Annotated in this window: 8 protein-coding genes; all 8 read left to right on the top strand. The window is 60.8% G+C overall.

Features of this window, described 5'->3' with window-relative positions:
- Positions 1–8 precede the first annotated feature (8 nt).
- Positions 9–2,309 carry a hypothetical protein gene (locus AC6I6H_RS01925; RefSeq protein WP_497950394.1) on the top strand — a complete coding sequence of 767 codons (2,301 nt, stop codon included), beginning with the start codon at positions 9–11 and terminating at the stop codon, positions 2,307–2,309.
- 48 nt (positions 2,310–2,357) lie between these two features.
- On the top strand, positions 2,358–5,585 hold the full coding sequence (locus AC6I6H_RS01920; protein WP_497950391.1) for an alpha-mannosidase: 3,228 nt from the start codon (positions 2,358–2,360) through the stop codon (positions 5,583–5,585).
- A gap of 328 nt (positions 5,586–5,913) precedes the next feature.
- Positions 5,914–6,150: a cysteine-rich CWC family protein gene (locus AC6I6H_RS01915; RefSeq protein WP_497950387.1), complete on the top strand. Its 237-nt coding sequence runs from the start codon at positions 5,914–5,916 to the stop codon at positions 6,148–6,150.
- A complete protein-coding gene (locus AC6I6H_RS01910) occupies positions 6,147–6,464 on the top strand; it encodes a YnfA family protein (protein WP_497950384.1) in 318 nt (105 codons plus the stop codon). Before AC6I6H_RS01915 ends, AC6I6H_RS01910 begins: the two co-directional genes overlap by 4 nt.
- Before the next feature lie 369 nt (positions 6,465–6,833).
- The gene (gene nifB / locus AC6I6H_RS01905; protein ID WP_497950382.1) at positions 6,834–8,339 is read left to right on the top strand and encodes a nitrogenase cofactor biosynthesis protein NifB; all 1,506 of its coding nucleotides are present in this window, start codon (positions 6,834–6,836) and stop codon (positions 8,337–8,339) included.
- 21 nt (positions 8,340–8,360) lie between these two features.
- Positions 8,361–9,236, top strand: a complete 876-nt coding sequence (nifH, locus tag AC6I6H_RS01900; RefSeq protein ID WP_497950379.1) for a nitrogenase iron protein — start codon at positions 8,361–8,363, stop codon at positions 9,234–9,236.
- 349 nt (positions 9,237–9,585) lie between these two features.
- The gene (gene nifD, locus AC6I6H_RS01895; RefSeq protein WP_497950377.1) at positions 9,586–11,043 is read left to right on the top strand and encodes a nitrogenase molybdenum-iron protein alpha chain; all 1,458 of its coding nucleotides are present in this window, start codon (positions 9,586–9,588) and stop codon (positions 11,041–11,043) included.
- Positions 11,044–11,079: 36 nt separating this feature from the next.
- A complete protein-coding gene (nifK, locus tag AC6I6H_RS01890) occupies positions 11,080–12,606 on the top strand; it encodes a nitrogenase molybdenum-iron protein subunit beta (protein WP_497950375.1) in 1,527 nt (508 codons plus the stop codon).
- The last annotated feature ends 254 nt before the right edge of the window (positions 12,607–12,860 follow it).

The raw sequence follows: 12,860 nt of genomic DNA, 5'->3' as shown, positions 1-12,860 counted from the left end.
GGCGAATGATGGGCAACCGCAACCGTCAGGAAGAACGGACAGGCTTTCAGGATAATCATCCCTACGACCCGGCGTACGATCTGCAAACGGATTTCATCATGGTTTATGACATCGATGATACCATGCCGGAACGGATCAAGCAGTGGAAGGAAAAAGGCTATGTGGTCCATCTGATGACCGGTGTATCCTGGGGCGAATACGGGCGTTACCTGCATGGCGAATTCGACGGCCGCAAGCACACCGACGAGGCGCAGACCGGCCGCGACGGCAAATGGATTATTCACGGCGAGCATTACCACATTCCTTATATGGTTCCGACGCTTTCCTACGCTTCGTTTTTGGCCGAACGCATCCGGGCCGCCGTGGACGCGGGCGTGGAGGCGATCCATTTGGAGGAACCGGAGTTTTGGGTCAAGTCCGGTTATTCGGAAGCGTTCAAGCGGGAGTGGCGGCTCCATTACAACGAGCCCTGGGCGCCGCCCCATTCGTCGCCGGACGCCCAATACCGCGCTTCCCGGCTGAAAGCCTACTTGTACACGCGCGCCCTCGACAGGCTCTGTGCGGAGCTCAAGGATTACGCGCTGACAACCTATGGCCGCGATTTGCGGTTTTATGTGCCGACGCACAGCCTCATCAATTATTCCCAATGGAGCATTGTCAGCCCGGAATCCCGGCTGATCGACCTGCCGCATATCGACGGCTACATCGCCCAAATTTGGACCGGCACCTCGCGCGTGCCGAACCGGTATCAGGGCGTCCGCAAGGAGCGGACCTTTGAAACGGCTTATCTGGAATACGGGATCATGCAGGAGCTGGTTCGCGGAACCGGACGCCGCATGTGGTTCCTGCATGATCCGATCGAAGACAACCCGAACCACACCTGGACCGACTACAAGCAAAATTACCTGCGCACCGTAGTGGCTTCGCTTTTGCACCCGGAGGTGAACCGGTATGAGGTGGCGCCCTGGCCGCACCGGATCTTCACGCGGGATTATCCCTCCGGCGGTCCGGACGGGGAACGCGTCGGCATCCCGGCGGATTACGCCACCGCGCTGCTGACCGTCATGCACACCCTCGGCAGCATGGAGCTCGGCGGCGCCTCCGCCGTACCGGAAACGGAAGGCGTCGGCGTTCTGCTGGCCGATTCCTGCCTGTATCAGCGGCTGCGGATGACGCCAGCGGAAGCGGGCAGCGGCGAAGCGCGGCAAAACGGGGACTCGGCAGCCCCGGCTTCCGCATCGGATGCGGATGCCGCAGCGGCCCGGGCGGCTTCTGCGGGTCCGAAAGCGCAGGCCGCTTCGGCGGAATCCGCTCCACCCGCCTGGATTGCACCCGCTCCGGGTGAGGTTGATTTGGACATGGTCGAGTTTTCCGGCTTTTTTGGCCTGGCGCTTCCGCTTCTCAAGCACGGCCTTCCGGTTCGGCCGGTCCAGCTCGACAACGTCCGGCGGTTTGCCCGCTACCTCGACGATTACCGGGTTCTGCTGCTGAGCTATGAATTTATGAAGCCGGAGTACCCGGATCTGCACAACGCATTGGCGGCCTGGGTGCGCGAAGGCGGGGCGCTGGTCTATGTCGGCGACGACCGTGACCCGTATCACGGCATCCGGTCCTGGTGGAACCAGGGCCGCACGGTTTACGCTTCTCCGCGCGGGCATCTGTTCGGGCAGCTGGAAATCCCCGGCGCTGCTCCGGGCGTGCATCGGGTGGGAAGCGGCGCGGTAGGCTATATGCACGCGTCTCCGGAAGCCTGCGCGGCCTCGGCCGAAGGAGCCGATGCGCTGCGCCGTCTCGTGCGGGAAACGATGGAGGCGCTGGGCGAAGCGGCCCCGGCCTGGCGGGTGAAAAGCCATTTCGACCTGCGGCGCGGCCCGTACCGGATTGCCGCCGCGCTCGACGAATCCCTGCACGACCGCCCCGTGAAGCTGGAAGGGCCGTTCGTCGATCTTTTCGACGCGGCGCTGCCGGTGCTGGACAGCGTGACGATTCCGCCCGGCGGGCAGGCGTTTCTGTACGACCTGGCGGCCGGCCGTCCCGCTTCGGGCGAAATCCGTCTCATCGCCGCCTCTTCGCGGGTGGAAAACCTGGAGCAAACCGCAGCCGGGTTCACCTTTACGGCAAAAGGCCCTGGGAACGTAAAAGCCGCGGCCCGCTTCTACTGCCCGTTCCGTCCGCAGGCGGTTTACTCGGAGGCGGAAGGCGGCCCGCGGGCGCCGGTTCCTTTTGACTGGAACGCGGCGAGCGGCACGCTCTTCTTTACTTATCTCCACGAGCCGGCGGCGCCGGTTCGGCTGACCGTCGAACGTTAACGAAAGCTATAGATGCTTAATGCACAGCGAAGAAGAAGGAGCGCGAGCATGCCATACGAAACGATCAAGCCTGACAAGCTGAAGCCTTTTCTGAAAAAATTGGAGCAAACCATCTATACCCCCCTGGCGCAGCTCGAAGTGACCGCCTGGGTGACCAAGGAGCCGGTGCCCTATGCGGACCGGATGAGCGGGGAAAAAATCTCCCTGGCCCCCGGCGACCGCTGGGGCGGCCTGTGGGATTGCGCCTGGTTTCATTTTACGGGCAGCGCCCCTGCGCATGAGCCCGGCGACAGCCTGGTTCTGCTGATCGACGTCAACGGCGAAGTCTGCCTTGTCGACAAGGAGGGGGCGCCTTCCCGCGGCCTGACCAATATCAACTCGGAGTTTGATTACCAGTACGGCCTTCCGGGCAAACGGGTCGTTCCGCTGGCGGAAGCCGCGGACGCAACCGGTTCGATCGACCTGTGGGGCGACGCCGGCTGCAACGACCTTTTCGGCTGGTACCGCAGCGGAACCCTGAAGGAGGCGCTCGTCGCCCGCTGCCGGGAGGACATCCGGGCTTTGTACTACGACGCCGAGGTATTGCTGGAGACGGCGGAGCATCAGCCGGAGGATTCCGCCCGGCGCAAGCAGCTTTTGCAGGCGCTCTACGAAGTGTCGCTGCTCCTGGCGGACATGTCCCGTCTGTCCGCCGAACGGGTGGCCGAAGCCCGGGCGCGGCTTGCCGCTCACCTGGACAAACGCGGCGGCGATCCGAGCCTGACCATCAGCGCCATCGGCCACGCCCACATCGACCTCGCCTGGCTGTGGCCGATCCGCGAGACGATCCGCAAGGGCGCGCGTACCTTTTCGACCGTCCTGCGGAACATGGAAAAGTACCCGGACTACGTGTTCGGCGCCAGCCAGCCGCAGCTGTACCAATGGATGAAGGAGCATTATCCGAAGCTTTACGGGCAGATCAAGGAACGGATTCGCGAAGGGCGCTGGGAAGCCCAGGGCGCCATGTGGGTCGAGTCGGACACGAACGTGCCCGGCGGGGAAGCCCTGATCCGCCAGCTGCTTTACGGCAAAAAGTTTTTCCGCGAGGAATTCGGCGTCGACCCGCGCTCGCTGTGGATGCCCGACGTGTTCGGCTACACCGCCAGCCTGCCGCAACTGCTCCGCAAATCGGACGTGGAGTACATGATGACGCAAAAGCTGTCCTGGAGCGAGTATAACCGCCACCCCCACCACTCTTTTCATTGGGAAGGGATCGACGGCTCGCGGGTGCTGACCCATATGCCGCCGGAGGATACGTATAACGGGCCGGCCGCGCCCCGTTCGGTGGCGAAGGCCGAACGCAGCTACCTCGATGCCGCCGTGTCGGAGCACGCGCTGATGCTTTTTGGCATCGGCGACGGCGGCGGCGGACCGGGCGAGGAGCATCTGGAGCGGCTCAGCCGGGAAAAGCATCTGCCGGGCTTGAGTCCGGTCGTGCAGGAGCCTTCGGCAGCGTTTTTTGAGAAGCTGGAGAAGGAGGCGGACCGGTTCCAAACCTGGACCGGGGGGCTTTACCTCGAAAAGCACCAGGGAACGTTCACGACACAGGCGCGGAACAAACGCTACAACCGGAAGATGGAAAAAGCGCTCCGGGAGCTCGAGTTCGCCGCTGCTTTGGCGAAAATCAGCTGCGGCAAAAAAGCGTACCGCTACCCGGCCGAGGAGCTGGAAGCCATCTGGAAGGAAGTGCTGCTGTACCAGTTCCATGACATCTTGCCCGGCTCTTCGATCAAACGGGTATACGACGAGTCGCTGGAGCGCTACGCCATCCTGCTGGCCCGCACGGAGGAATTGATTGCGGAAGCGTACGGGGCGGTCGCCTTGCAGCTGAACGCCGCCGCGGGGCAGGCGGGACGCAAGCTGGTCTTTAACTCGCTGCCCTGGGAACGGAGCGAATGGGTTCAGGCGGACGGCGAATGGGTTCAGGTGACGGTTCCCGGCCTGGGATACGCCGTGCTGGCGGACGGAGCCGGGGCTTCCCTGCCGGGTGAAGCCGGCGGTGAGGGGGAGGCGAAGCGGCAGGCGCCCTTGGCCGCAGGTTCTGCGCCGGATGCCGGAGCCGTTTCCGCCACGGCCGCTGCGTCGGGAGAAAGCGGAGCCGTATCTGCACCGGCGTGTGAGCGTGCAGCGGGAGCCTGGTCCGCGGAAGCCGAAGCCCCCCGCACCGGCCGGTCGGCTCAGGGTCGGACGCTGGAGAACGGCCTGCTGCGGGTCACGTTCAATGAGGACGGCACGATCCGGTCGGTCTTCGACATGGAAAACGGACGCGAGGCTGTCAAAGCGGGCGCCTGCGCCAACGACCTCCAGGTGTATCATGACGAAGGCGATGCCTGGGATTTCCGTCACGATTACCGGAGCATTCCGGCGGAACGGCCGGAGCTTGTGTCGGCGGAACCGTTTGCGGACGGACCGACGGCCGGCTTCACGCACGTTTATAAAATCGGCGTATCCGAGCTTGCGCAAAAAGTGGTCATGACGGCCGGGAGCCGCCGCATCGATTTCGTGACCACGGCGGACTGGAAGGAATCGGGCCGCATGCTGCGGACGTCGTTCCCGCTGGAAATCCGCGCCGAAAGCGCCGCCTGCGAAATCCAGTTCGGGTATCTCAACCGCCCCACACACCGCAACACGAGCTGGGATTTTGCCAAGGACGAGATTTGCGCCCACCAGTACGTGGACTTGTCCGAGCCGGATTACGGAGCGGCCCTTTTGAACGACTGCAAATACGGCTATCGCACGGAGGGCGGAACGCTGGACCTCAACCTGCTGCGCAGCCCGTCCTATCCCGATCCGGAGGCGGACCGGGCGCAGCACGCGTTCACCTACTCGCTTTATCCGCACGCCGGAAACCACGTGGAAGCGGAAGTGTACAAACGCGGGTACGAGCTGAACGTGCCGCTGCGGCTCGCAGCCGGTTCCGCACCGGCTGAAGCAGGCCCGGCCGATACGGCTTCGGCGGGCAATCCCTTCACAGCCGCTTCGTTCTTGGCGGTCAATCACCCGGGCATCATGATCGAAGCGGTCAAGCAGTCGGAGGACGGCGCGGACTTGATCGTGCGGCTGTATGAAACGTCCGGCCGCCGGACGGACGCGGCGGTGACCCCCGGCTTCGCCTGGTCCGGCGCGGAGCTGACCGACATGCTGGAGCAAAACGGAGTCGAGCTGCACCGCAGCGGCGACTCGTTCTCCCTGGTGTTTGCTCCGTTCGAGGTGCATACCGTACGCCTGCGCCGGTAAGCACGGATCGGTATCGCGGCGGGACAGGGCGGACTGGTGCCGGCCAGGTTCCGTTAAATGGAAAGCCAGCAGGATTCGCTTTAAGGCCCCGGACCGTTGCGGTTTCGGGGCTTTTGTTTTGTTTTGTTTTGCTGTGCGTGGCAATATAAGAAGTGGTCCCGGCGTGAAAAGACTTTTTCCAGCATGGCTCCAACTGCATACGGAACGAAAACTCTTTTGCAGCAGGTGTGGAATCCGAATCCAAAAAAAGGTTTTTTGCACTCGGCACGGAATCTTATGAAAGAAAGGCTTACCATCCCGCAGATGTGGGGACGAAGGGGTGCAAGACGTGGAACCAACCATTGCCAAAACGAAGCTTTGCCCGCTCTGCGGAAAACCGAACCGCTGCGGCCATTCGGCCGAAGGCGGCCACGGAGCTTGCTGGTGCAGCGGAGAGAGCTTTCCGCAGGAGATTTTCAGCCGGGTACCGCCGGAGCTGCTCGGCGTAACCTGCATATGCAAAGCCTGCCTGGACGCGTTCAAGGAAGAGCTGGCCGGGCAACAACGCGAGGAAAACGAGTCGTGACGGCGCTGTTGTTCCTTTTGGCCGGGCTTGCGGAAATCGGCGGCGGCTATCTGATTTGGCTGTGGCTTCGCGAAGGAAGATCCTTTTATACCGGGATGGCGGGTGCTGTGATCCTGGCCTTGTACGGTGTGATCGCGACCTTCCAGTCGTTTTCCTCGTTTGGACGGGTCTACGCCGCTTATGGCGGCGTTTTTATCGTGCTCTCCATCCTGTGGGGCTGGGCCGTCGACAAAAAATCGCCGGACGGCTACGATCTGTTGGGCGCGGCGATTTGCTTGGCCGGAGTCTGCGTAATGCTGCTGCCGAGGCGGTGAGTGGGCTTTTTTTGACCGGAAAAGCGCCCGGAAAAGCGCCCGGAAAAGCGCCCGGAAAAGCGCCCGGAAAAGCGCCCGGAAAAGCGCCCGGAAAAGCGCCCGGAAAAGCGCTGCAAAGAACACGCAGAAAAGCACACAGAAGAGCATGCGAAGAACAAGCTGAAAATGGAACTTGTAATCGTTAACATGTAATATATATGTAAGCATATATAACATGATTTTTGACGCGTTTTTGAAAACCGCCAGGAAAGCGGTTTGCCTAATTGACGGAAAATTCAGTACGAAGATACGATAAGGTTACAAGTTGGTCAAAATGTTAGGAATTATAACATTTAGATTTGACTTCCATTACGAAAAGGGGGTGGGTGCATGGAACGGGACAACAACGCAGGAGCGAATTCCGATGAAAACACGAGTCACCCCTTCCCGCCGCAAGCTCAAAGCGCAAGCGCGTGCGGTCCCGGCCGCCGATCGCCGGCGGGCGCGGGGGGCTGCGGGTCGAATCCCGGGGCTCTGCCGCTTGCGGCGCTGGAGCAGAAGCGCTCCCGCCATCCTTGCTACAGCGCGGACGCGCAGCATTACTTCGCGCGGATGCACCTTCCGGTGGCCGCCGCCTGCAACATCAGCTGCGGCTTCTGCAACCGCAAGTTCGACTGCGTGAATGAAAGCCGGCCCGGCATTACCAGCCGGCTGATGACGCCGGAGGAAGCGGCGGAGCATGTGCGGAGCGTAGCGGAGAGGCTGCCGAACCTGAGCGTCGTCGGGATCGCCGGTCCCGGCGATCCGCTGGCCAATCCGGAGAAGACGTTCGCCGCGTTCCGGCTTGTCAAAGAGACCGTTCCCGGTCTGGAGCTGTGCCTGAGCACGAACGGACTCGCGCTGCCGGACTACGTAGAGGAGATTGCGGAGCTGGGCATCGGGCATGTCACCGTCACGGTGAATGCGGTCGACCCGGATACCGGAAGCCGGATTTATACCTGGATCAACGATAAAGGCAGGCGTTACAAAGGGCGGGGGGCGGCGGAGCTGATTCTTTCCCGGCAGCTGGAAGGCATCGAAGCCCTCGCGAAGCGCGGTATTCTGGTCAAAGTCAATTCGGTTCTTATGCCGGATATCAACGGCAGCCACATGAAGCGGATCGCAGCCGAGGTTAAGAAGCGCGGCGCCGTTGTCCACAATATTGTTCCTTTCATCCCGGCTCCGGGCTCGCTTTTTGAAAAGCTTGGCGTGCGGACACCGGGGGCGGAGGAGGTCGAGCAGGCGAGGGCGGAATCGGAAAAAAGCATCAAGGCGATGCGTCACTGCCGGCAGTGCCGTGCCGATGCCATCGGACTTCTCGGCGAAGACCGCAGCGAGGATTTTGCCACTGTACCTGCAGAACCCGGTCCGTATGATAACGAGGCGCGGCAGACCTGGATGAGCAAGCTCGACGCTGCGGTGCAGGAAATCGAAGAGACGTCCCGAAGCCGCAAACGGCAGCTGAAAGCCGTCGGGTCCCGGCTCCACCCGGTCCGGATGGCGGTGGCCACGCGGGGCTTCGACCGGGTCAATCAGCATTTCGGCCATGCCCGCGAGTTTCTGGTCTACGATGTCGGGGACGGCGAAGCCGTTTTGAACGGAGTCCGGAAGATTCCGGCCTACTGCACCGGCACTTTAAACTGTGCCGATGACAAGCAGGTGCTGCTCCGTCAAATAACCGATGTGCTCAAGGATTGCGAGCTTCTTCTTACCTCCGGCATCGGGGAAGCTCCCAAGCGCGCGCTGGCGCAGGCGGGAATCGTCGCTTATGTCACCAAGGGCGGCATCACCGAATCGCTGCTCGAAACGGCAAGGTATTACCGCTTCTTTCACCGTCCGCAAACCATAAGTCAATGATAAATGAGAGGATGATTGAACATGGGGAAACTTCGTCAAATCGCGTTTTACGGCAAAGGCGGCATCGGAAAATCCACGACCTCGCAAAACACGCTGGCTCAGCTCGCCACCACCTTCGATCAAAAGATCATGATTGTCGGCTGCGACCCGAAGGCGGACTCCACCCGTCTGATCCTGAACACGAAAGCCCAGCAAACCGTGCTTCATCTGGCGGCGGAGCGGGGGACGGTCGAGGATCTGGAGCTGGAAGACGTGGTCGCGACCGGCTTCGGCGGCATCCAATGCGTGGAATCGGGCGGTCCGGAGCCCGGCGTTGGCTGCGCCGGCCGCGGCATCATCACCTCCATCAACTTTCTCGAAGAACAAGGCGCTTATGAAGGCCTCGACTTTGTTTCCTACGACGTTTTGGGGGACGTCGTGTGCGGCGGTTTCGCAATGCCGATTCGGGAAAACAAAGCGCAGGAAATTTATATCGTCTGTTCCGGCGAAATGATGGCGATGTACGCCGCCAACAACATTGCCCGCGGGATTCTGAAGTACGCGAACACCGGCGGCGTCCGGCTCGGCGGCCTGATCTGCAACAGCCGCAACACGGACCGCGAGGCCGAGCTGATCACCGAGCTTGCCCGCCGCCTGAATACCCAAATGATTCACTTCGTGCCCCGCGACAACACGGTGCAGCACGCCGAGCTGCGCAAAATGACCGTCACCCAGTACTACCCGGATCACCCGCAAGCCAAAGAATACAAGACGCTGGCCGAAAAAATCCTGCACAACGAAATGATGACCATTCCGACGCCAATCGAAATGGATGAGCTGGAAGAGCTGCTGCTGGAATTCGGCGTGATCGAGGATGACGAAACGGCACTCAAGCGTCTTGAGGCCTCCGGCAAATAAGCCGGACGCTACTCTGCAGAGAAGCGGAACGGGTACTAGCCGTTGCACGGCGGGTTAAACCGCCGCTTGCACCCGGACCGGGAGGCGGTTACCCAGCCGCGTGCACCCGGCCTCCGGTGAGCGGCCAGCCTCAAGCACCCGGCACGCCCGTGGCGCAGCCTGGCTTGATCTCTCCGGTCCCGGACCGCGCAGCTCCGCCGCGCGTGCCGGGCGGGCGGCCACCGCTTCTCCGCACCTTTTTCCCATCCGCAGGCGGATGATGCGAGTCGCTTCTCCGGTCTTGCAGGAAATAGAGGAAGGCACGAACCGCGTTCAAGCATAAACCGGATTGATAAAGGAGGGAACGGCGATGAGCATCATCGAGAAAAACAATGCCATTATCGAAGAATTGCTATCGATTTATCCCGAGAAGGCGCTGAAGGACCGGAAAAAGCACATGGAGGTCATCACGCCGGAGATCAAGGACTGCGGCAAATGCTCCATCAAATCGAACGTCAAGACCCGCCCCGGCGTCATGACCGCCCGCGGCTGCTCGTTTGCCGGCTCGAAGGGCGTGGTCTGGGGGCCGATCAAGGACATGGTCCACATCAGCCACGGCCCGGTCGGCTGCGGCCAGTACACGTGGGGCACGCGGCGCAATTACGCCAACGGCGTGCTGGGCGTCAATATCTTCACCAATATGCAGATTACGAGCGACTACCAGGACAATGACATCGTTTTTGGCGGCGACAAAAAGCTGGAGGTCATCTGCCGCGAGATCATGGAAATGTTCCCTTTGGCAAAAGGCATTTCGATCCAGTCGGAATGCCCGGTCGGCCTGATCGGCGACGACATCGACGCCGTCGCCAAGAAAATGACGAAGGAATTGAAAATCCCCGTGCTGCCTGTCCGCTGCGAAGGCTTCCGGGGCGTCAGCCAGTCGCTCGGCCATCACATCGCCAATGATGTGATCCGCGACTATGTGATGGGCACCCGCGAGCCGGCGGAATCGGGCCCGTACGACGTGGCCATCATCGGGGACTACAACATCGGCGGCGACGCCTGGGCGTCCCGCATTCTGCTGGAGGAGATGGGCCTGAACGTAGTGGCCCAATGGTCCGGCGACGGCACGATCAACGAGCTCGCCATTACCCATAAGGTCAAGCTGAACCTGATCCACTGCTACCGTTCGATGAACTATATCTGTACGACGATGGAAGAGCGCTACGGCATTCCTCACCTGGAATACAATTTCTTCGGCCCGACCAACACCGTGAAAAGCCTGCGCGAAATCGCCGGCCATTTTGACGCAAAGATTCAGGAAAACTGCGAGAAGGTCATCGCGAAATACATGGCGGAGGTGCAGCCGGTGATCGACAAATACCGCCCCCGCCTGGAAGGCAAAAAAGTCATGCTGCTTGTCGGCGGCTTGCGTCCGGTCCACACGGTCGGCGCCTACGAAGACCTGGGCATGGAAATCGTCGCCACCGGCTACGAATTCGCCCACAAGGAAGAGTACATCCGCTCGATCCCCGAACTGGCCGAAGGCACCGTTCTCTACGACGACCCGAACGCTTACGAAACCGAATTTTTGGCCGAAAAGCTGAACGTCGACCTGATGGGCGCCGGCATCAAGGAGAAGTACGTGTACCACAAAAACGGCATCCCGTTCCGCCAAATGCACTCCTGGGATTACAGCGGTCCCTACCACGGCTTTGACGGCTTCAAAATTTTTGCCCGGGACATGGACATCGCCATCAACAGCCCGGTATGGTCGCTTCTGAAGTCGCCGTTCGAGGCGAAAATTCCGGAAGCCGTGGAAGCATAACGTGCGCAGGCAGCGCGGAAAGGGAGGGAATCCGATATGAAGCAATCCGATATTCTCGATCACAATAAATTGTTCGAGCAGGAGAAGTACGTCGAGCAGGCCAAACGGAAAAAGCTTTTCGAAGACGCCTGCTCGGAGGATGCGGTCCAGGCGCAGCTGGCCTTTACCAAAACCGAGGAATACAAGGAAAAAAACTTTGCCCGCACCGCCGTCACCATCAATCCGGTCAAAGCCTGCCAGCCGCTCGGGGCCGTGCTTGCCGCCCTTGGCTTTGAAAAGACCCTGCCTTTCGTTCACGGGTCGCAGGGCTGCGTCTCCTATTTCCGCAGTCACCTGGCCCGCCATTTCAAAGAGCCGGTTCCCACGGTATCCGACTCCATGACGGAGGACGGCGCGGTGTTCGGCGGGATGGCGAACATGATCGAAGGCTTGGAAAACGCGGTCACCATGTACAAGCCGGAGTTTGTCGCCATCAGCACCACCTGCATGGCGGAGGTTATCGGCGACGACCTGAAGGCGTTCAGCGACAACGCCCGTCTGAAGGGCGCCATCCCGCAGGATTATCCGGTTGCGTTGGCGAACACGCCGAGCTTTATCGGCTCTCACATCACCGGCTATGACAGCATGATCAAGGGCATCCTGTCGGTGCTGTCCGAACGGGACGACAACCTGGCGAAGGTGCCGAAAACGAACAAGATCAACCTGATTCCCGGCTTTGAAACCTACACGGGCAACATCCGCGAGCTGAAGCGCATCCTCGATTCCATGGGGGTCGAATACACGATTCTCGGCGATCACAGCGACAACCTCGATTCCCCGGCGGACGGCAAATACGTTTATTACTACGGGGGCACGAAGCTGGCGGATGTGGCGGCGGCGGCCGGCGCTAAAGCGACGGTCACGATGATGAAGCATGCCACGGAGAAAACCCGCAAGTACATCAACGACCAATGGAAGCAGCCTACGGAAGCGTTGGCGTATCCGCTCGGCATTAAGGGAACCGATGCATTTTTAACGAAAATCAGCGAGCTGACCGGCAAGCCCGTTTCCGAGGAGCTGATTCTGGAGCGCGGCCGCGCGGTGGACGCCTATGCGGACTCCCATGTGTACGTGCACGGCAAGCGCATCGCCATTGCCGGCGATCCCGATTTTCTGCTCGGCGTAATCGGCTTCTGTCTGGAGCTCGGCATCGAGCCGGTGCATATCCTGTGCTCCAATCCGACGCAAACGTTCGAGGGGGACATGAAGGCGCTGCTCGCCACAAGTCCGCACGGAGCGGATGCCAAGGTATACGCCGGCAAGGACATGTGGCATCTGCGTTCGCTCATGCTCACGGACCCGGTTGACTTCGCGATTGGCAGCACGTATATGAAGTATCCGGCGCAGGAAGCGAACATTCCGCTGGTCCGTGTCGGCTTCCCGATCTTCGACCGCCACCATCTGCACCGCTTCCCGATCAACGGCTACAACGGCGCGGTTACCCTGCTTACGCATATCGTCAATACCCTTCTGGATCAGATGGATGTCGATGCGCCCGCCCGCAGCTTTGACGCCGTCCGGTAATCAAGCGCTCCATGCTCCCGCTCTTCCGGCCAAAACCGAAACCCCCGTTTGGCCGGAGGAGCGGGACTTTTTTGCTGAAGACGTCCGCGGCGATTGTCCGGTAACGCAACGTCGCGTATTTCACGGCGGATATTCCTTAACAATTTCAATAAAAACAAGCTCGTTTGCAGAACGGTTTGATCGAAAGTCTGAAATGATCGCTTTTTGAGAACGGTGTATAATGGGAAGAAAGCAGCATCAGTTCGGCAAAAAGG

The sequence above is a fragment of the Gorillibacterium sp. sgz306347 genome (genome assembly GCF_059735245.1).
The sequence above is the reverse complement of the archived record's forward strand: the minus strand, read 5'-3'. Positions and strand labels throughout refer to the sequence as shown.

Excerpts from the sequence above, each read along its gene's own strand:
- AC6I6H_RS01925 (WP_497950394.1), top strand. The coding sequence starts at position 9 with ATGGGCAACCGCAACCGTCAGGAAGAACGGACAGGCTTTCAGGATAAT.
- AC6I6H_RS01920 (WP_497950391.1), top strand. The coding sequence starts at position 2,358 with ATGCCATACGAAACGATCAAGCCTGACAAGCTGAAGCCTTTTCTGAAA.
- nifB (WP_497950382.1), top strand. The coding sequence starts at position 6,834 with ATGGAACGGGACAACAACGCAGGAGCGAATTCCGATGAAAACACGAGT.
- nifH (WP_497950379.1), top strand. The coding sequence starts at position 8,361 with ATGGGGAAACTTCGTCAAATCGCGTTTTACGGCAAAGGCGGCATCGGA.
- nifD (WP_497950377.1), top strand. The coding sequence starts at position 9,586 with ATGAGCATCATCGAGAAAAACAATGCCATTATCGAAGAATTGCTATCG.
- nifK (WP_497950375.1), top strand. The coding sequence starts at position 11,080 with ATGAAGCAATCCGATATTCTCGATCACAATAAATTGTTCGAGCAGGAG.